We start from the raw sequence: 20,166 nt of genomic DNA, 5'->3' as shown, positions 1-20,166 counted from the left end.
GCATTTTATGGTTTCATCACACCTAGGCTGAGCGTATATTGGCCGCCACAATAAAAATATAATTTTATGGGTGCACAATGGAAACAAGCCGGTCGTGAGGCCAACGCGCAAAAGCGCGGTCAAATGGTCGTCAAACTCGTTCGGGAAATCATGGTGGCCGCCAAGCTCGGCGGCGCTGATCCCGACCTGAACGCGCGTCTGGCTGCCGCGATGGAGAAAGCCCGGAAGGGGTCCGTCACGCGCGACACCATCGAGCGTGCCGTCAAGAAAGGGGCGGGGTTGACGGAGGAAAAAATCACCTTTGAACTGGTGACTTACGAGGGTTTTGCCCCCCATAAAGTACCGGTCGTGGTCGAATGCCTCACGGACAACCGGAACCGCACCGCCCCGGAAATCCGCAATCTGTTCAAAACCGGCGCCTTGGGTCAACCCGGCAGCGTCGCTTTCTTTTTCAACCATGTCGGTGTGGTGGAAGCCACGCACCCCGACGCCAAACGCGATGCCGAAAATGACGCCATTGAGGCGGGCGCGCAAGAGATTGAACCATTGGAGGCCGAGGAAGTGCCCGAAGGCCAGAAAGGCGCGCGCTTCACCGTCGAGAAGAAAGAAGTGGATACCGTCTCCAAAGCGCTCAAGGCGATGGGCTGGAATATCCTCGCGGCGGAAATCCGGTATGTGGCCAAGAATTTGATGGACCTCAGCGGGACGGATCGCAAAGAGGTTACTGAGTTTCTCAACACCTTGGATGACCACGAAGATGTACACCGGGTGTACACGACCTTGAAATAGCGCGACAACTCCGCCATTAAAGTTCCCCCGGCAATTAGAATCGTTGCTCCGGTCAACGCCTTTTAATCTGCCTTTAATGTTTTGACGCCTTGGATGGCTTTCCGTATGGTTGCGCTCCATTTGTTTATAGGTGAAGCATGATTGGCTATATCGTTAAAAAAGTTTTCGGTTCGAAGAACGACCGGGAAGTAAAGAAGCTGCGGCCGATGGTGGCGCAAGTCAACCAGGTCGAGCAGACACTGCACTCCCTGTCCGATGACGCCCTGCGGCAAAAAACCGCCGCGTGGAAAGAGCGGCTGTCCAAAATCGAGGACAAGGCGGAACTGGCGCGCGAACTGGATCTCATCCTGCCCGAGGCATTTGCGGTGGTGAAAAACGCCTGCCGCCGACTCGTCGGCAGGGAAATCACCGTGCGCGGACACACGCTCAAATGGGACATGGTGCCGTTTGACGTGCAGTTGATGGGCGGTTGGTCCTTGCATAGCGGGCGCATCTCCGAAATGGCCACCGGCGAAGGCAAAACCTTGGTCGCCACCCTGCCGGTCTATCTTAATGCGCTTTCCGGACGCGGCGTGCATGTGGTAACGGTGAATGATTACCTGGCCGCCCGCGATAGTGAATGGATGGGCGCGGTTTATACCTTCCTGGGCTTGACGGTGGGGTGCATCCTGCACGACCAAACGCCCGCTGTGCGGCGCGAGCAGTATTACTGCGACGTCACCTACGGCACCAACGCCGAATTCGGCTTCGACTACCTGCGCGACAACGGCATGGCCACCAACAAGGATGACCAGGTGCAGCGCGGCCATTACTTTGCCATTGTGGACGAAGTAGACTCGATTCTCATTGACGAAGCCCGCACGCCGCTGATCATCAGCGGCCCGGCAATCATCAATGCCAGCAATGAGATGTTCAACACCTTCAAGCCGGCGGTGCAAAACCTGGTCGCCGTGCAAGAGAAGCTCTGCAACCGGCTGCTCAAGGAAGCCGAGGACCTGATCAAGAAGTTGCATCCGGCGGACAGTTCCAAGCCGGCAAACCCGGAGGAGCTGGAACGACAAATCGGCCTCCTACTCTACAAGGTGCGCATCGGCAACCCACGCTCCGAAGGGCTGCGGAAAGTTTGCGAAGACCCGGAAAACCTGCGGCTCATCAACCAAGCGGAGCTGGAACTGCTCTCCGACCAGACCAAGAAGCAACTTTACGCCCAAAAGGAAGAGTTATTCTTCGCGATGGATGAGAAGACGCACGAGGCGGACCTGACTGAAAAAGGCCGCAATCATCTCAGTCCGTCGGACCCCGAGGCGTTCATGTTGTCCGACCTGGTTTCGGTCTTCCATGAAATTGACAACGGCCCGGTGGCGGATGTCCATCTGCGGATGCAGAAAAAAGACGAGGTCCAAAAGCAGTTTCAGGAAAAGGCCCAACGGATTCACTGCATCAGCCAGTTGCTCAAGGCCTACTGCATTTACCTGAAGGACGTGCATTATGTGATCCAGGACAACAAGGTCATCATCGTGGATGAAAACACCGGACGCTTGATGACCGGGCGCCGCTGGAGCGACGGTTTGCACGCCGCCGTGGAGGCCAAGGAAGAGGTCGAGGTGGAACGCGAGACCCAAACCTACGCAACCATCACGATCCAAAACTACTTCCGCATGTACACCAAGCTGGCGGGCATGACCGGCACGGCGGAAACGGAAGCGCAGGAGTTTTACGATATTTACAAGCTGGGACTGTTGGTGATTCCCACCAACAAACCCTGCGTGCGCAAGGACAGCAACGACTCGGTCTATAAAACCAAACGCGAAAAATTCGCGGCCGTACTCAAGGAAATCCAGACCATCCATGCCCTGGGACGCCCCATTCTGGTCGGCACGGTATCCGTGGAAACCAGCGAGCATCTATCCCGTTTGTTACAGCAGGCGAGACTGGTCCACTCCGTACTGAACGCCAAATTCCACGAGCAGGAAGCGGAGATTGTGGCGCGGGCCGGTCAACGTGGCTCCATCACCATCGCCACGAACATGGCCGGACGCGGCACCGACATCAAGTTGGGACCAGGCGTGGCGGATGTGGGCGGTTTGCACGTCATGGGCACTGAGCGTCACGAGGCGCGCCGGATTGACCGCCAATTGCGCGGCCGTTGCGCCCGCCAGGGCGATCCCGGATCCTCGCACTTCTTCATCGCTTTGGAAGACGATTTGATGCGTCTGTTCGGTTCCGACCGCATCGTGAAAGTCATGGAACGGATGGGCTACGAAGAGGGCCAGGAACTGGAACATCCCCTGCTCAACCGGTCCATTGAATCCGCGCAGAAACGTGTCGAGCAGCAGAATTTCCAAATCCGTAAACGCGTGCTCGAGTATGACGACGTGATGAACAAGCAGCGCGAGGTCGTTTACGGCTTCCGCAATGAGATCATCCGCGCCGACGACGTGCGCGACCGGCTCATGGACGTGATGGAGGAAGTGGTCATCACCAAGGTCCAGCAAACCACGACGGCAGACGAAGAATATCGCGATTGGGATGTGCGGGCGTTGGCCGACTGGGTCAATTTGAATTTCCCGCTGGGCCTGCCGGAGGCGGAAATCCTCAAGGTGGCCAAGTCGGGGCGTGAAGCGGCGGTGTCTGGTTCCGTGTTTGACGGGTTGACGCCCGCGCAATACGCGCTTTGCCAATTCCTGATCAAGTCTGTGCGCGACGCGTACGACATGAAGGTGAGCTTTGAACAACCCGAGGCACTGGCCTCCGTGGAACGTTACACCATTCTGAGCGCGATTGACCGTTTGTGGCAGGAGCATCTGTATGCCATGGACAGCCTGCGCAATTCCATCGGCCTGCGCGCCTACGGGCAGCGCGACCCGCTGATCGAATACAAGGCCGAGGCCTTCAAGATTTTCGAGGAACTGATGGTCAGCATCAAATCGGAAATCTGTCACAACATTTTCCGCAGCGCTTCCAGCATGCTGGCGTTTGAGAATTTCCTGCGCAACCTGCCGCAGCAAACGAGCCATCCGAGCGTGGGCGCTTACGGTGGCGCGGCCGCCACTGAAACTGCAAGCTCCGGGAAAAAAGCCAGCGCCAGCGATATTGTCTCGGAAGCCGCTGATGCCGTGGCCAAAGCCAAGCCGGTGCGTCTGGGCCCAAAAGTGGGACGCAACGACCCATGCCCCTGCGGCAGCAAGAAAAAGTACAAGCAGTGCTGCGGTAAAATTTAAGTCTGCCGCAAAAACACTACCCGGTTGGTGAGGCGCAAGCTGGGTTTCTGAACCGCTCGGAGAAGAGCGGCTAAGGTGCTTTCGCGGACAAGTTCAAAGCCACGATCCCGCCGAGAATGGCCAGGGTCCCGAATATTTTGAGCGCCGTCACCGGCTCGCGGAAATACAGCACCCCAATGGCCGAGATCAAGGCCATGCCTACGCCGCTCCAAATCGCGTAGGTCACACTGAGATCAATCGTCTTCATGGCGATGGTCAGGCAGTAGAAACAGACACAGTAAAACACGCCCACCAAGATCGAGGGTACGGGCCGGGCAAAGCCTTCGGAAAGCTTCATACAAGTGGTGCCGGCAACTTCAAACACAATGGCTGCAGCGAGGTAAATCCAGTGCATAGGTTTTATGAATGGTTCGTTTCAATCAGCCAAATCATGTGCAATTGAACCATGGCCAACCTAAATCCAGGATGTTCCCCTGTCGAGAATAGAAAAACATGTTCTTGTGTGACCGTTTCTGGTTTAATCGCCGGGTGCGTAGAATGGGTCCAAAATACAGCGGCCCCGGCGATCCCACCTTCGCGGCCAAGCCTCGTTCCTCGTGGGAGATCATCTGCCGGGTCTCCGTCTATTTGCGCCCGTACAAGGCGAAGGCGCTGGCGACGGTGCTCTGTGCGGTGTTGTCGTTGAGCTTTTCGTTTGCCTTTCCCAAGCTGACCCAATTCGTGATTGATGAAATCATCGCGAAAAAACGTTTGGAATTGCTCACGCCGGTCATGCTGGCGCTCCTGATTGCTTTTCTGCTGCGGGATTTGTTCAACAGTCTGCGCATTCGCATCAACAACACCCTGGAACAGAATGTCATCTATGACATGCGCTGCCAGCTCTATGCCCGGCTGCAACGGTTGCCCGTGCATTACTACGATCAGCGCGCCTCCGGGGATTTGATGACGCGCGTAATCGAGGACGTGAACAACGTCGAGCGCCTGCTGATTGACGGTACCGAACAAGGCACCGTGGCCATCCTTAGCGTGCTAGGCGTCGCGGTGATTTTGTTCATGATCAATCCGCTACTGGCGGGGGTGGCGTTGATCCCCTTGCCCTTGCTTGCCGGTGGCGCGCTCTGGTACACGTTGACGGCGCATCATCGCTATCGTGCCCAGCGCGAAGCTTCCAGCGCCCTGAACGCTCTGCTGATGGATAACCTGCAAGGGGTGCGCCAGATCAAAGCCTTTGGCCGCGAGGGGCATGAGGATGAGCGGTTTTCGGACCGCGCCGATAATTTTCGCAGCGGCACCCTGCGGGTGATGCTGGCCTGGGCCAATTACTCACCGGCAATGAGTTTTGCGGCAGCCTTGGGCAGCGGCCTGGTGTTGTGGGTGGGTGGCCGCCAAGTCATCTCCGGCGAAATGACGATCGGCCAGCTCATGGGTTTCATTCTTTACCTGGCGTTGTTTTACGAACCGATCGGGCGGCTGCACGGGTTAAATCAGATGATCCAATCCGCCCGCGCCGCCGGAGAGCGTGTGTTCGACATTCTGGAAGCGCCCCCGGAAGGCGGTGACACCCGTCGGACCCAGACCTTCACCACGGCTGTGCGGGGTGACGTGGTGTTTGAAAACGTCGCCTTCCAGTATCAGGCGGGCGAAGCGGTGTTGCAGGATATTGCATTGCGGGCCAAACCCGGCGAAGTCATTGCACTGGTCGGGCCGACTGGCGCGGGGAAATCCACGCTGGTACATCTGCTGCCGGCCTTTTACGAACCCACCGCCGGGCGCATCACGATTGACGGACAGGATACCGCTGCGGTGGGACTGGAATCGTTGCGCTCCCAGATCAGCATCGTCAGCCAGGAACCGTTTCTGTTCAACGGGACGGTGCGGGAGAATATTCTTTATGGGAAACTCAATGCGACCAACGAGGAACTGGAAGCGGCGGCCCGCGCCGCCAACTGCCACGAATTCATCAGTCGGCTTTCCAATGGCTATGACTCGCGGGTCGGCGAACGCGGGGTCAAACTGAGCGTGGGCGAAAAACAGCGGATCAGCATCGCACGCGCGCTGCTCAAGAATACGCCGCTGCTCATCCTGGATGAAGCCACGGCCAGCGTGGACACCGGCACGGAAAAACTGATCCAGGAAGCCCTGGAGCGGCTGATGGCGAACCGCACCAGCTTCGTGATTGCGCACCGCCTGAGCACCATCCGCAAGGCGGACCAAATCCTGGTACTCAACCACGGACGCATTGTGGAACGGGGCACCCACGATGAACTGCTGGCCAAAGATGGTCTGTACGCCCGACTGGCCCGCATCCAAAATACAACTTTCATCGAAGAGAGCTTTGAGAAATTGGAAAGCATGACGGACGCGGGGACGTGAGGGGCGATACCCCAAGGGAAAACTGCACCAAAACTGGACCGTTTCTATACCGTTTTTGTTTTTTCACGGTGCAGTTTGGAAGTGAGTTTTTCTGTAACATGCTGGATAGTTGCAGGTTGTGACGAATAAGCGGGCTCCTCGCTGTTTTGAATGGAATAGGGGGCCAGCTAAATCCGAAACCCGAAGACAGAATCAACCAGGACATCCTTGAGTGCCGAAGGCCCGACCGGGGATACCCGCTCATCCGGGTAAATCACCCGCCCATTTGGCAAAGTGACCGGCCCGGCGACCTCATTACCCGCCCATCCGGGTAAATTACCCGCTCATTCGGCAAATTTAGGCGCTCGATGGCAGCGTTAGCCGCCCATCCGAGTAAATTACCCAAATGATTGGCTAATCCAGCCGCCCATCCGAGTAAATTTGGCGTTCATTTGGCAAAATTACGCGCCCATCCGGCTAATTTGAAAGCACTTACGCGAAAACCATCCAAAAACGTCAAAAACCGAGGGTTCCCGGCTTTAATGGCGGGCGTTAAAATAATCTCTGGCACCCCTTCAGGGTGCAGTTGGGTTTATTGGGCGACTTTCCGGAGGTCGTGCCCCGCTCCCCTCACGACGGCTCCGGCTACCATCTTTCATCCCGCTCGGGATGACCGAATGTCTGGAAGCCTGTCTTGGCCGAACCCGAAGGGTTCACAGCCAGTAGCCGGTGTCGTCCGGAGGGGGGAGGGGCCGGACCACCGGTAAACCGTTAGAAAAGGAAATGCACCCCGAAGGGTGTGCCAGAGAGGCTGAGGCCATGCCTTTCCAGCCAATTCGTGAGGCGTCAATTGCCTGTTTCATTATCCGCTTTGCCAATTAAGTACTGCGCATACTCAGCGCGGGCGGCTCCGTCTGGAATACGACCCAGCTCGGACGCCCAAGCGAGCAACGCTTTGACATCAATATCCACCTTCTGCACGGTGAAGCCTTGTTTGCTCAAAACACGTAACGTGTTGGATGCACGCCCCAGCCACTCCGTATAGGTGTTTGGAAACACCTCGGGATTGGGTATCAAGCTCAGCATTAAGGTCCACTGCTCCGGTCGATACCACGCTATCCCAACCACCATTCGATTATTTTTACGCATAAAGAGTTCAAGGCAGCTAACGCCTCGGCGCGGGTACACTAGACCGATGGTTTCCGTTTGCCAACCGAGGCGCGATCCTGGCGTTGCCTGCAGACGGTTTGTTGGATGCTTCTCTGCGACTCTTTTCAAGCAGGGCCTTGGAAAGGGCTTCACCGGAAAGCTCCCGAATCGGGTCATCCTCGTTAAACCACATGTGGATTTGATGACCGTCAACTGTTGTGATGTCAAAGCAAACTCCTCCATGGTTACATCGGTGTTGCAACCAAATTTGACAATCGTCACTCCGGGGAGTCTCGCAAGAGAATTGCTGACGGTGTTGAACTGGCCCCAATAGCCCCAAGAGAACCCGTGATTTGTCTCCGAATCCCAACGGCACCATAAGATCGTCACTATGAAGAGCGCGACGATCAAACCAAGAGCTGCAATGGCGCGTTTCATGAGAGTATCATCCAACGTCCTGTTGAACAAACTTCTCGCTCATTGTTTTCGGTGACCAGTCTATTATCATAGTGCCGACACTCCATAAAAAGGCTCTTCCGGTCAATGAGAAAGGGTCGTAACGGAAAATGGATCCTATCACCCTTTCCCCAGATAAGCGCGCTTGACCTCGGGGTTGTGCCGGAGGTCGGCGGCCTGGCCTTCCAGGATGATCTCGCCGGTTTCGAGCACGTAGGCGCGGTCGGCGATTTGCAGGGTGGCCAGGGCGTTTTGTTCCACGATGAGCACGGTGACGCCCAGGTCTTTGAGCCGCTGAATCTCCGCAAAGACCTCCTTGACCATCAGCGGGGCCAGGCCCATCGAGGGTTCGTCCAGCAGCAGCAGTCTTGGCCGGGCCATCAGGGCGCGCCCCAGGGCGAGCATCTGCTGTTCGCCGCCGGAGAGGGTGCCGCCCAATTGGCTGATGCGCTCGCGCAGCCGCGGGAAGCGGTCGAGGATGAGTTCCATCTGCAACGTGCGATCGGGATTATGGTAACCGCCCATGAGCAGGTTTTCATGCACGGTCATGTCGGCAAAGATCATTTTACCCTCGGGCACCAGCACCATGGCGTTGCTGACGCTACGCCAGGGGGGCAGGCCGCGCACGGATCGGCCATCGAGGCGCACGTCGCCATGCGTGGGGGAGAGCAGGCCGACCATCGCCTTGAGCAGCGAGGTCTTGCCCGCGCCGTTGGCGCCCAGCAGCCCCACGATCTCGCCCGCATTCACATGCAGGCTGACGCCGTGAATCACTTCCAGGCTGCCGTAGCCGCAGCGCAGGTTATTTACTTGCAGCAACATGCTCAAAATCTCCGCCCAAATAGACGCTGATCACCTTGGGATCGTTCTGGATCACCGCCGGCGGGCCTTCCGCAATCGGCGTGCCGTGGTGCAATACCACAATGTCATCCGAGAGCGACATCACCATCGTCATGTCATGCTCGACCAGCAAGACGGTGACGCCGAGGTCGCGAATCCGGCGGATGAGCGCGCCCAGGTCTTCCTTTTCCTTGTTGTTCAGGCCGCTGGCCGGTTCATCCAGCAGCAGCAATTCCGGTTCCGTGGCCAGGGCGCGGGCCAGTTCCACCATGCGCCGCTGGCCAAAGGCGAGCGCGCTGGCCGGAGTTTCCGCCAGCCCGGCCAGCCCGAAGAATTCCAGTTGCTTCATCGCCGCCGCGCGGATGTCCCGCTCCTCTTTTGGCTGGCCGGGAAACCGCAGGCAGCAACCCAGGAACTCCCAATGGCTGCGCCGATGGCGTCCCACCATGACGTTCTCCACGACGTTCATCTGGAGGAAGAGGCTGGGGTTCTGGAAGGTGCGCGAGATGCCCAGCCGGGCAATTTGAAACGGCTTGAGCCCGTGGATGGGGCGGCCTTTGAACAGGATTTCCCCTTCGTCCTGCCGCAGCAGGCCGGAGATGATGTTGAACATCGTGGTCTTGCCCGCGCCGTTGGGGCCGATCAGGCCCTTGATCTGGCCGGGCTCAACGCGGAAGCTGACCTGGTTGATCGCCACCAGTCCGCCAAAGCAGCGGCGCACGTTTTTGGTTTCAAGCAGCGCCATGTTCCGCCTTTCCCCGGTTGAAGATGCGTTTGAACATGCGTTGCACCCAGGCCCCAATCGGTTTCAACGGGCCATCCGGCGCCACGGAAATAATGATAATCAGAATCGCGCCAAACACCGCCTGATCGTAGCTGCCAAACCAGCCGCGCAAGGAACAGAAGTTCAGCGAGGTGCTCATGGCGGCCACGCCCCACGGATTGGCCATGCCGCCCACGGCCGCCAGCGCCACGTATCGCACGGATTTCACCGCGCCGGCCTCCGAGGGCGAGATGCCGCCGGTGTAATGGGCAAAGAACACCCCGGCGGCGGCGGCGAGCACGGCACTGAGCACAAAGGTCTTCAGCCGGTACGCAGCGGTGTTGATCCCCATTGCGTTCGCCGCAGTCTCCCGGTCATGAATAGCCTGCAATGCCCGGCCTACCCGCGAATGCACCAGGTTGCGCAGCAGCACCAACAACAGCAGCAGCAGTCCGCCCGCGAGGTAGAAGTTGGGAACGCGCGCCGCCGATTTGCCGGTGACGATCAGGCCGGGCAGGATGTTCCATTCCGGCACGCCATTGATGCCATCGGTGGCCCCCAGCCAGTCGGTGCCGGTGATCATCTTATTGACGATCAGGCCAAAGCCCAGCGTGGCCATGGCCAGGTAATGACCCTTCAACCGCAGCGCCGGGTACCCGATCAGGCCGGCGATCAACCCCGTAAGGACCAGCGCCGCTACGAATGCCGCCCACGGATTCACCACCATAAGCTGGCCGCCGTACAGATCACTCTTCAGAATGAAGCCGTGGCAGTCCTGAAATGCCTTGGCGAGGGCGCAGTCTTTCACGGAAGCAAAGTTATGGGTGGTGAGGAAGGCCGAGGTGTACGCGCCCAGGGCGAAGAACGCGCCGTGCCCCAGCGACACCTGCCCGGCATAACCCATCACCAGGCACAGGCCCAGCACCACGACGGCGTAATAAAGCGACATGGTGAGCTGCGTGAGGCAATACTCCGTCTCCGTGGCGCGCATGATCAGTTGCGTGGCGATCAGCGCCACGGCAAATAACAGAAAGGGGAATGAGGTGCGCAAGAGTTTCATCAATGTTCCCTCACGCTATCGCCCGCCGGCCGGCCCATCAATCCGTGCGGCCGCACGAACAGAACCAACAGCAGGATGACAAAGGCGGATACGTCATTGAACGCCGACGGCAGCCGGCTCACGCTGAACGCTTCCAGGATGCCGACCAGTAACCCGCCCACCACGGCTGCCATGGGGTTGCCCAACCCGCCAAGAATGGCGGCGGCGAATCCCTTGATGGCCAGCGGCCCGCCCATTTCATAATGCGTCATGGTGATGGGTGAGATGACACATCCGGCCAACGCACCCAGCGCGGCACTGAGCCCGAAGGCCAGCGTGCGCATATTGGAAATGTTGATGCCCGCGAGCATCGCCGCCTGCGGGTTGGAGGAACAGGCGCGCATGGCCCGGCCGGTCAGGGTGTACTTCAGAAAGACGTGCAGCCCCGCCACCGACAGTCCCACCGCGCCCAATACCCAGAGCACCTGGGGCGAGATCATCGCGCCAAACAGCGTGATGGAGGAAACCTGGTTGCCGGTGAAGTAGGGCAGGGAACGCACTTTCTCATCCCAGATGTGCAGCGCGACTTCCTGAATCACGATGGACAGGCCGATGGTGATGATGATGAGGTGCAGGATGGAATGCTTGCGCAATCTCCGGAAGAATACCATTTCGAGCAGGCAGCCCAGCAGGGCCACGATCACCACCGCGCCAACCACGGCCACGGGGAGCGGCACGAAGAGGGCCAGCGTCACCGCCACCATGCCCCCGAGCATCACGAATTCGCCCTGGGCAAAATTCAGCACGCCGGTGGCGCTGTAGATCAGGTTGAATCCGATCGCCACGACGGCATAGATGCCGCCCTTGGTGATGCCGGATAGCAGATACTGCAATATGATGGAGCCATTTTCCATGCCGTGGCGGTTTAGAAAAAAGCCCCGGGTTTGATGCCACACCGGGGCTCGAAGTTTCCTGAAACCCCTTCGTTACTTTTTGTAAATGGTGAATTTGCCATCCTTGACCGTCAGCATTTCAAACGCGTCGAGGTCCAGGCCGGTATGATCCTTGGCGGAGAAATTGAAAATGCCCGCCGTGCCCACGAGGCCCTTGAGATTTTCAATCGCGTCGCGCACTTTCTCGCGGTCGGTCGAGCCCGCCTGCTTGATGCCCGCCGTGGCGATCAGCACGCCGTCATAGGCGTGGCCGCCGAAGGTGCTGACGTCTTCCTTGAAGGTGGTCTCATAATCTTTCTTATAGGTGGCCAGGAGCTTCTTTTGCGGATGGCTGTCCGCCAGTTCCTCGACCACCAGCAAACGGCCCGCCGGGAACAGGGTGCCCTCGGCCGCGACGCCCGCCTGCTCCACATATTTTCGGTTGCCAAAGCCATGGCTCTGAAACAGCGGCACATTCAGCCCAAGCTGCTTGAGGTTCTTGCACACAATGGATTGCGCCGGGACGATAGACCAGTTGACGACCGCTTGCACGCCGGCGGTGGATTTCACCTTGGTCAGCACGTCGGTCAGGTCGGTGGCCTGTTTGTCATACACCTCGCTCAGCACAATCTGGATGCCTTCCGCCTTGGCCATTTCTTCAACCTGTTTTTTGCCTGCGTTGCCGAAGCCGTCGTTGCTGCTCAACACGGCGATCTTGCTGATGCCCTTTTCCTTCATCGTCTTGAAGATCCACGTGACCGCCTGGCTGTCTTTCTGCGGCGTCTTGTAGACGTACTTCGCGACGGGGTTGACAATCACTTCTGCGGCGGCGCAGGAAATCAGGATCATCTTGTTTTCCTCGCACAGCGCCTTGATCTGCATCGTTTCACCGCTGGTGGAGGGGCCGATGATGGCCAGCACCTTTTCCTCCTCGATCAATTGGCGGGCGAAGGAGACGGCCTTCTCCGGGCTGCCGCCGGTGTCCTTGATCACCAGTTGCACCTTGCGGCCCAGCAGGCCGCCTTCCGCGTTGATCTTATCCACGAGCATCTGCGCGGTTTTGGATTCCGGTGCCCCCAGGAAGGAGGCGGGACCGGTCACTGAGAACAGTGCGCCAATTTTAATCGGTCCCTCGGCTGCTTGGACCGTTTGCAAACTCGCTGTGCCCGCAAACGCCATGGCCAGCACCAGACTTGCCAATACCTTGAATGTCATTTTCATTAGGCTGATAGATTGTTGCTCTTTCATTTTGCTAATGCCGCGATCATGGCAAAACTCCGCCGGTTCGTCAATCGCGCAAAACACCAGGGCTGCCTCAAGCTCGGTTTGGTTCCATCTGGAAGCGGCTATTCGGGTGTTCCCATGGCAGCCCAACCGCAAACGTAGATGACGAGTCTCAAACAGGACGGCGCGGGAAATTTTGGAGTACGGCGGCAAGGTGGGGTAAAGGGGCCGCGACGCCGTTTTGGATCAGCGCGCCAAGGCCTTGGGGTTTCCCAACCCATTTGCGCCACGGGAGCCTGCGGGTATTGCTATCCAGCAGGTTTCCGCTCATGCATGGGGTTTCATCCAAAGCGGTGTCGTCATCCGCCCCTTTTACCCCCCGGCCTTCCCCATGAAGCGCTTGTCAAATCGCCTTCCTGGGTTTTACAGCGAAGGACACCACTGGATGTCCCGAATCCTTTTGACGTTTGCGGGCGTTTGCCATGATGGCTTTCAACTTATAATTGAATTTGGCCGCGTTCTGTTCGCGTACCTGCCGCACTTGACTGATAATGTCGTCTTTCATCATAAGCCTATATTCCCATCAATTCTTCTGGAGTGCAAATCACCGGACATTGAAATCCTCTCTCCTGGCACACTTTTTGAATGGTGCCGAACATCTCCGCATTGGCAATATGTTTGCAGTTCCAAGTGAGCAGGAAGTGCATTCCATGGACTGCTGCAATGGCGATATGGGCTGCATCGGTGACCGCTTTATGCGGCAGCACAAGGGAGGTTGTCAAAGCCTCAGCCAGTTCAATTACATCATCCGTGAGGTCAAGCAGTGGAAGATTCTGGAGTGCCGAAAGACGCTCATTTGCGGCATCTGCGTCGCCTGCGGTAACCTCATCTAATACAAATTGCGAGATGTAGATGTCGAAACCGTTTCGACGAGTCTGCCACCATTCCTTCGTTATTTGCTGGTGGCCGGCTCGGATCAAATCCCGGCTGGGCCAAGCGGTGAGGTAGCTTGGCACGGTAGTTTCAAGATAGAGCTTCGGTTTCACGTCAAACAGCATTGATTCTAATTAGCCTCAAAAGCAAGACTAGAATCGTATTTACCCGGTCCGTTTCTCATTTACCGCAGCGCGTTAGTTGGCTGCCGTTTTGGATAAGGATGCTCAAACCTTTTGTGTTACATAAAGCTATTCGCGCCACGGGAGCCTGCGGGCATTATAATCCAGCAGGTTTCCGCTCATGCATGGGGTTTCATACAAAGCGGTGTCGTCATCCGCCCCTTTCACCCTCGGATTCTGCCATCGCACCAAAAAATGCGGTTCGCGCGATTCCTTGAGGCAAGGGCCAAAGTGAGGGGGGACGGAACCACAGACCCTACCCACCTCGTAGTATTCGTAACGCCCCAACGCGCTGGCAGCCTTGGCAAAACACGCACGGTTCGTTTTGGCGCTTGTTATTAGGATTGGCAATGTGCATCCTGAACACACTTATGACCGGCATCAATACGACTTGGTTTGGTAAGGTGTTCATCCGGCTGGCGCCGCCGCTCGCCCTTACGTCTCTGTTACTCCTCACCACCGGGTGTCCGCATGAGGAGTACACGGTGGAACTTCAACCGCAGGGAGAACTCATCCAGCGCATGCTGAGCTGCCGCCGAGTGGATAACGATGGGAACGACACCAAAACGGTGGAGTTCCCCGCGGATGAACTGAATCGGTTGAAGGCGATTTTTCCGAATTATCGTTACGACGCCGGCAAGGACTGGCATGTGTTCGACGGGGTGTTTTCCGATCAGTTGCCCAATGATGTGGGAGGCGCGGGCCAATACCGGCATTTCCATACCTCGTTGGGCAGTTTCTCCACGTACCTGGAACGAGTCCGGGGCCTGGACGATTTGCATGGACGTCTTGAGCTGCGCCTGAAAGCCACGGACCAAGTGGCTACCCTGATCACGGAATGGCTCCAGAGTGAACTGGGCCAGGCGAAGGGGTTCCAGGCGCTGAAACAGTTTCTGGATGGTCCTTTTCGCAAAGATTTAAAGAACCTCAACCTATACCTCTTGCAAGTGGCCCTGTCCGGAAAAAAGGAAACCAATGCCTTGGCCACACTGACAGCGCGCAGTGTGCAGTATGCCATCGAACACGGGTATGTGCATGGGGAACAGGCGCCGATGCTGTTGGCCAGCTTGCTGGAGGTGGACGAGGAAGCCTGGATCAAACTGCTCCGGGCGTGCCTGGCGGACAAGCTGGGTGAGCCGGTCAAGCAGGCGTTCCTGAAGGACCAAAAGGCGGCGGTGGAGTCGTGGAAGGCCTTCCTAGCCAAAACAAAATACTATGAGCAATACGCAAAGCGTTGGGAAAAGGAGCATGCGGGGGAAGCCGATGCAAAAACGCCGACGCCGGAGGAGGCGTTCGGTAAACTGGGCGAGGAAGCCATTGATTTTTCCCTGGGCGGTGGCGATGACAAACTAACCGTCAAACTGAGCCTGCCGGTGGAACCACTGCAATCCAACGGCGCATGGGATCCGGACAAAAACCTGGTGAGCTGGGAAGCGGAAATTGAAAGCAAAACGCCGGTGCAACTGCCGGTTATATGTTATGCCGCCTGGGTGCAACCGGATGTCACGGCGCAAAAGGCGCATTTTGGCAAGATGGTGCTGGCGGGCGATGCCTTGGCCAAGTACGCAGTCTGGCGGGCGAACCTGCCCGCCGCCCAAGGAGCGGAATGGGATAAATTTCTGGGCGGACTGGCTCCAGGAAAGAACCTGGAACAGCGTCTGGATGACTTCAAGTTCACCGGCGGCGGGGAGGGGAGCGGTGCGGAGAAGGCTGTGAACCTGATCAAAGCAGGTCTGACCGCGGAACGTTAGCAAGTCGGTCTGCCCGTTTAATAATGACCGCCGATGTATTTCTTAAGCTGATCAATCATGACGCCTTGCGTGGTGATGATCCAGTTGACGAGGTCGCCGATGGAGACCACGCCCAGAACTTTTTGGTTTTCCACGACCGGTAAATGCCGGATGCGGTGCTGGGTCATCAGCCGCAGGCATTCATCCACACTTTGATTAGGGGCCACCGTGGTGAGGTTCGTGGTCAGGATTTCCTGAACGAGGGTGTTTTTTGATTGTTTGCCGCGCAACGCCACTTTGCGGGTGTAATCACGCTCGGTGATCATGCCTACCAGCCGCTCCCCGGACATGACCAGGAGTGCGCCAACGTTGTGATCGGCCATCTTTTGGATGGCCTCATAAACCGTGTTTTCCGGGGTGATGGTACAGATTTCACCGGGTTTGGCCTTCATGGCCAACACTGAACTCACAGCGCCACTGGTATTCATGGTATGTTATTCTACTCAATTACTTTGCATTTCACGGGCTGCGGCTAATGTAGCAGCCTTTTTACGGTTGCCAACTGCGGATTTTTCGGTTTTTTCGGCGATGGTTTCTACGGTTAAGAAGCATCGTCCAACCGTTGGATGTCGGCTAGGTCTTGGGGACGTCCCGAGGCGCGCTTATTTTGAATGAGGCACTGTTTGCCGATAAAGGGCACCGGCAAACCATCCAACGCAGCCTCTTCCCGGCTTGCCCACGCTTCGTCAAACGCCACACCGTCTATGGACGTCAGTATATCAATGCGGTTGGGGGGCCGGCCCAGTTGCAATACCACACCAGGTTCCAGGAAATCCGAAGTTTGAAAGCCCACTGAACCGAACCCGAATTCACGGATTACCTCAGTGATTCGCTCCGCGTTGTCCGGCGAACCGGCGATAAAAAAATCCACATCCCCGGTATAACGCGGAAAACCGTGAAAAGCCACGGCGTGGCCGCCCACCACCAGGTACCTAACTTTCCTTGAGTTTAGTAAGGCGACAAACTCGCGCAGATCGGGGCTCAGTTTCATCAGGTTGGCCTTGTTGTTGCAGCTCAAATACGATGCTCAGACGTTCCGCGGGACTCAAGGAACGGTAATAGTCGCGTTCCGCCTTTTCCGCGGCGGCGAACGAGGTGTATTTGGCGGTTACTTTTTCCACAGGAATAGGTTATCTGAAGTAACCGGCAATACCAAGAATTTTTCCCCGGATTTTTTCTCCCGCTCGGCCACCGGTGCTGGTTGGCATGCAGCGCCAACTTGAAAATTTCATTTCCAAGTTCCGCCCGCTGGGCGTATAAACACCGCACTGATGCATAGTCATAAACCAATTGAAAGTAAAACGATGAATTTGCGTTTCACCGGCATACTCGCCATTTCACTCATTGCGGCACTCGGCCTGGCCGGTTGCCACTGTGGTCCCACCCAAACGGCCAAGGCCAAGCCCGCTGCTCCGGCGGCCACAACGTCAGCCGCTGAACCCGACGTGGATCACCTCTTTGACGGACGGTCGCTGGATGGCTGGCGGGTCACCGATTTTGCCGGCAAAGGCCAGGTGGAGGTGAAGAACGGCGAGTTGATCCTGAACGAAGCCGTCATGACCGGGGTCAACTACACCAACCCGGTGCCCACGGTGAATTTTGAAATCAACCTCGATGCCTGCCGGCGATCCGGCAGCGACTTTTTTTGCGGCCTGACGTTTCCGGTGCAGAAATCCCATTGCACCTTTATCGTGGGCGGCTGGGGGGGCGGCACCGTGGGCATTTCCAGCATTGACAGCATGGATGCCTCGGAAAACGACACCACGGCCTTCCTGAGTTTTGAAAACGGCAAGTGGTACCATATCCGCGTGCGCGTCACCGCGACGAAAATCGAGGCTTGGATTGATGACAAGCAGACCGCCAACGTGGATTACCGGGATAAGGTCATCTCGCTGCGCCCAGGTGAAATTGAAGAATCCAAACCCCTTGGCATCGCGACTTGGGCCACCACGGGCGTGTTGAAAAACATCACGCTGACCCATCTGCCCGCCGCGAAATAGGTTTCTTCACCTGGTTCGTCAGAACGGAATGAAAGAAAGATCATGAATCCAACCTTTTTGCTCCGGAGGCAACGCGGGTGGCTGGCAGGGATCCTGCTGGCCTGCGGTTTGACCGGCTTGGCGCACGCCGAGAGCACCAACGGCACGTTCGGCTTTACCGGGCCGGAACACTTTCCCATTGAGCAGCAGATCAGCAACCTGCGCTGCGCCGACCTGGATGGCGACGGATTGCTGGACGTGATCGTGGTCAATAATGCCCGTTCCAAAATCAACCTGCTTTACAATCAAACCGGCAAAACCAACCGGGCTCCCGCTAGGACGATGAAACGCGAGGCCAATGAGTTGCCGCCAGATTCGCGGTTCCGCATTGAATCCATCGCCTCCGAAAAACGCATTGCCGATCTGGTGGTGGCCGACCTCAATGGCGATGGCCGGCCGGACCTGGCCTATTTTGGCGATCCCAAGGAACTGGTGGTGCTCTACAACCAGGGCTCGAACGGTTGGAGCGCCCCCAAGCGCTGGCAGATCGAGGACGGCCAGTTGATCCCCAACTGCCTGGCCACCGGAGATCTTAATGGCGATGGCCTCACGGACCTGCTGCTGCTCGGGGAAAACCAGATTTATGTGTTCCTGCAAAAGCCCGATCACACTTTGGGGGAACCGGAAAAAATCCCGTTCACCGGCACGCTCAAATCCGTGCAAGTGCTGGACATTGACGGCGACGGGCGTGAGGATTTGTTGTTGTCCAACTGGGATTCGCCCAATCCCCTCCGCGTTCGTTTCCAAGGTGCCGCCGGCCAGTTGGGGCCGGAAATTTATTTCCCCATGGCACCGATTCGATCCTATTGGGCGGACGACCTGGAGCAGGACCATAAAACCGAAATTGTCACCATCGCGTTGAATTCCGGCCGCGCCGCCGTTTCCAAATTCATCCGCAAACCGGCGGAAAAACTCTCCACCCCCTTTCTCGCCGGCCAATTCCAAATCCTGCCCTTGAACAAATCCACCAAAAGCAAACGCGGTATGTTATGGGCCGACGTGAACGCCGACGGGTTGAGCGATTTGCTGGTGGCCGAGCCGGATAGCGGGCAACTTACCATCTATTTGCAGCAGAAGGATGGCACCCTGGCCGCCGGGCGCACCTTTTCCACCCTCACCGGGGTTTCCGATCTCGCTGTGGCAGATTGGGATGGCGATGGGCGTCCCGAAATTTTCCTGTTAAGCGCGGATGAGCGGCAGGTCGGGGTTACTCGATACGATCCCAACGGGCGGGTGGCGTTCCCCACGCTGATCCCGCTTGAAGGGCGTCCGCTGGCCATCACCACGGCGCGGTTGTCCCCCAAGGCCAAACCGCAGCTTGCCGTCATCGTGGAGCAGGATGGCAAACGGTCCTTTGTGCTGCGCGGCGCGGATGGCCATACCCGTTCCCAGAAGCTGGGTGAAAATTTCAAGTCCAACCCCGCCTCGCTCCTGGCGCATGATCTTGACCAGGACGGTTTGATGGATTTTGTCGTCGCCATCCCCTATGAAAAGTTGAAACTGCTGCGGCAGACGGATGGCGGAGACTTCGAGGAAACCGATCTGGCCCCCCCGGGTGGCGCGGCGGAGCAACCCTGGCTGGGCCGCGCCGACGTGGATGGCGACGGGCGGGAAGAGCTGTTGCTGGCGCAGAAAAATTTTCTGCGCGCGGTGGTCTTGAAACGCGATGTCGCCCCGAACAACGGTCCCACCAACTGGAATTTCCAAGTCAAGGAACAGATCAATGGCGCTGCCGTCAATTCGCGGATTGTCGCCGCCACCGCCCTGCCCAAGGCGGGCAGCCCGGTTCCTTCGTTGTTCCTGCTGGATGGCGAGAAAAAGACGCTGACCCTATCCGAACGCGATGCCAGCGGCGCCTGGCAGGTGACGCGCAGTCTGCCCTTGCCCTTTACCGAATTCACCGAGCTTTGCCCCTTGGGTCTGGGCGATGCCAAGCCGAACAGCGTTGGCTTCCTGGGTGGCAGCACCGCCGCCTGGCTGCCGCTTCAGGGTGAGGTGTGGGAACTCAATGAACTGGACGGCTATGAGACCCCCATCAAGGACGGACGCCTGAGCGACGTCGTCACGGGTGACTTGAATCAGGATGGCCGCAAGGACCTGGTTTTCCTGGAAACCGCACGCAACTACATAGATATCGTCATCTACGACCGCAACGGCAAATTGGTGCCTGCCAACCGCTGGCAGGTGTTTGAAGAGCGCACCTTCCGTGGTATGCAAGGCAACTTCCCCGAGCCGCGCGAGGCCATCATTGCCGACTTCACCGGCGACGGCAAAAACGACCTGCTCATCCTGGTCCATAACCGTTTGTTGTTATATCCGCAGGAATAAAAGGGGCAATTAGACAATCTTGACAAAGAGCCACAATGGTTGGATGCTTATTCATCCGATCAAGCATGAAGACAATTAACCGAACTTTCGACACTGGGACGGGTTTTTAATAAAAATCCCTGGCGCAAT

General features: G+C 57.5%; 17 protein-coding genes. 6 read left to right on the top strand and 11 right to left on the bottom strand.

Annotated elements, in window-relative coordinates; all coding sequences use genetic code 11:
* Nucleotides 1–66 precede the first annotated feature (66 nt).
* Nucleotides 67–789: a YebC/PmpR family DNA-binding transcriptional regulator gene (locus WCO56_05665; GenBank protein ID MEI7729034.1), complete on the top strand. Its 723-nt coding sequence runs from the start codon at nucleotides 67–69 to the stop codon at nucleotides 787–789.
* A gap of 137 nt (nucleotides 790–926) precedes the next feature.
* Nucleotides 927–4,010 carry a preprotein translocase subunit SecA gene (gene secA, locus WCO56_05660; GenBank protein ID MEI7729033.1) on the top strand — a complete coding sequence of 1,028 codons (3,084 nt, stop codon included), beginning with the start codon at nucleotides 927–929 and terminating at the stop codon, nucleotides 4,008–4,010.
* Between the two features lie 70 nt (nucleotides 4,011–4,080).
* On the opposite strand, the gene WCO56_05655 is transcribed toward secA, so the two are convergent.
* A complete protein-coding gene (locus tag WCO56_05655) occupies nucleotides 4,081–4,404 on the bottom strand; it encodes a multidrug efflux SMR transporter (GenBank protein MEI7729032.1) in 324 nt (107 codons plus the stop codon).
* Between the two features lie 143 nt (nucleotides 4,405–4,547).
* On the opposite strand from WCO56_05655, the gene WCO56_05650 reads away from it, so the two are divergent.
* Entirely contained in the window at nucleotides 4,548–6,383 is a 1,836-nt protein-coding gene (locus WCO56_05650; protein MEI7729031.1) for an ABC transporter ATP-binding protein, read from the top strand.
* A gap of 825 nt (nucleotides 6,384–7,208) precedes the next feature.
* On the opposite strand, the gene WCO56_05645 is transcribed toward WCO56_05650, so the two are convergent.
* From WCO56_05645 to WCO56_05610, 8 genes are all read right to left on the bottom strand, one after another.
* Nucleotides 7,209–7,949 carry a hypothetical protein gene (locus WCO56_05645; protein MEI7729030.1) on the bottom strand — a complete coding sequence of 247 codons (741 nt, stop codon included), beginning with the start codon at nucleotides 7,947–7,949 and terminating at the stop codon, nucleotides 7,209–7,211.
* 138 nt (nucleotides 7,950–8,087) lie between these two features.
* Nucleotides 8,088–8,789: an ABC transporter ATP-binding protein gene (locus WCO56_05640; GenBank protein MEI7729029.1), complete on the bottom strand. Its 702-nt coding sequence runs from the start codon at nucleotides 8,787–8,789 to the stop codon at nucleotides 8,088–8,090.
* A complete protein-coding gene (locus WCO56_05635) occupies nucleotides 8,770–9,552 on the bottom strand; it encodes an ABC transporter ATP-binding protein (GenBank protein MEI7729028.1) in 783 nt (260 codons plus the stop codon). Before WCO56_05635 ends, WCO56_05640 begins: the two co-directional genes overlap by 20 nt.
* On the bottom strand, nucleotides 9,539–10,630 hold the full coding sequence (locus tag WCO56_05630) for a branched-chain amino acid ABC transporter permease (GenBank protein ID MEI7729027.1): 1,092 nt from the start codon (nucleotides 10,628–10,630) through the stop codon (nucleotides 9,539–9,541). The genes WCO56_05635 and WCO56_05630 overlap by 14 nt, the downstream gene beginning before the upstream one ends.
* Complete coding sequence (locus tag WCO56_05625; protein ID MEI7729026.1) at nucleotides 10,630–11,523, bottom strand: branched-chain amino acid ABC transporter permease; 894 nt, start codon at nucleotides 11,521–11,523, stop codon at nucleotides 10,630–10,632. Before WCO56_05625 ends, WCO56_05630 begins: the two co-directional genes overlap by 1 nt.
* A gap of 72 nt (nucleotides 11,524–11,595) precedes the next feature.
* Nucleotides 11,596–12,762: an ABC transporter substrate-binding protein gene (locus tag WCO56_05620; protein ID MEI7729025.1), complete on the bottom strand. Its 1,167-nt coding sequence runs from the start codon at nucleotides 12,760–12,762 to the stop codon at nucleotides 11,596–11,598.
* A 406-nt stretch (nucleotides 12,763–13,168) separates the two neighbouring features.
* Nucleotides 13,169–13,333 (bottom strand): hypothetical protein, encoded by a 165-nt coding sequence (locus tag WCO56_05615; protein ID MEI7729024.1) that lies wholly within the window; start codon nucleotides 13,331–13,333, stop codon nucleotides 13,169–13,171.
* Nucleotides 13,334–13,337: 4 nt separating this feature from the next.
* Nucleotides 13,338–13,811 (bottom strand): type II toxin-antitoxin system VapC family toxin, encoded by a 474-nt coding sequence (locus WCO56_05610; protein ID MEI7729023.1) that lies wholly within the window; start codon nucleotides 13,809–13,811, stop codon nucleotides 13,338–13,340.
* Between the two features lie 440 nt (nucleotides 13,812–14,251).
* Here WCO56_05610 and WCO56_05605 point away from each other — a divergent pair, with 440 nt between their 5' ends.
* Complete coding sequence (locus WCO56_05605) at nucleotides 14,252–15,631, top strand: hypothetical protein (GenBank protein MEI7729022.1); 1,380 nt, start codon at nucleotides 14,252–14,254, stop codon at nucleotides 15,629–15,631.
* Between the two features lie 17 nt (nucleotides 15,632–15,648).
* Here WCO56_05605 and WCO56_05600 read toward each other — a convergent pair whose 3' ends face one another.
* Complete coding sequence (locus WCO56_05600) at nucleotides 15,649–16,098, bottom strand: CBS domain-containing protein (GenBank protein ID MEI7729021.1); 450 nt, start codon at nucleotides 16,096–16,098, stop codon at nucleotides 15,649–15,651.
* A gap of 113 nt (nucleotides 16,099–16,211) precedes the next feature.
* Nucleotides 16,212–16,661 (bottom strand): nucleotidyltransferase, encoded by a 450-nt coding sequence (locus WCO56_05595; GenBank protein ID MEI7729020.1) that lies wholly within the window; start codon nucleotides 16,659–16,661, stop codon nucleotides 16,212–16,214.
* 313 nt (nucleotides 16,662–16,974) lie between these two features.
* Here WCO56_05595 and WCO56_05590 point away from each other — a divergent pair, with 313 nt between their 5' ends.
* Both WCO56_05590 and WCO56_05585 read left to right on the top strand, forming a co-directional pair.
* On the top strand, nucleotides 16,975–17,670 hold the full coding sequence (locus tag WCO56_05590; protein ID MEI7729019.1) for a DUF1080 domain-containing protein: 696 nt from the start codon (nucleotides 16,975–16,977) through the stop codon (nucleotides 17,668–17,670).
* Nucleotides 17,671–17,712: 42 nt separating this feature from the next.
* Nucleotides 17,713–20,037 (top strand): VCBS repeat-containing protein, encoded by a 2,325-nt coding sequence (locus WCO56_05585; protein MEI7729018.1) that lies wholly within the window; start codon nucleotides 17,713–17,715, stop codon nucleotides 20,035–20,037.
* The last annotated feature ends 129 nt before the right edge of the window (nucleotides 20,038–20,166 follow it).

It is taken from the genome of Verrucomicrobiota bacterium (assembly GCA_037139415.1).
GTDB lineage: Bacteria > Verrucomicrobiota > Verrucomicrobiia > Limisphaerales > Fontisphaeraceae > JBAXGN01.
Note: the sequence above shows the minus strand (reverse complement) of the source record. Positions and strands in the feature narration are given on the sequence as shown.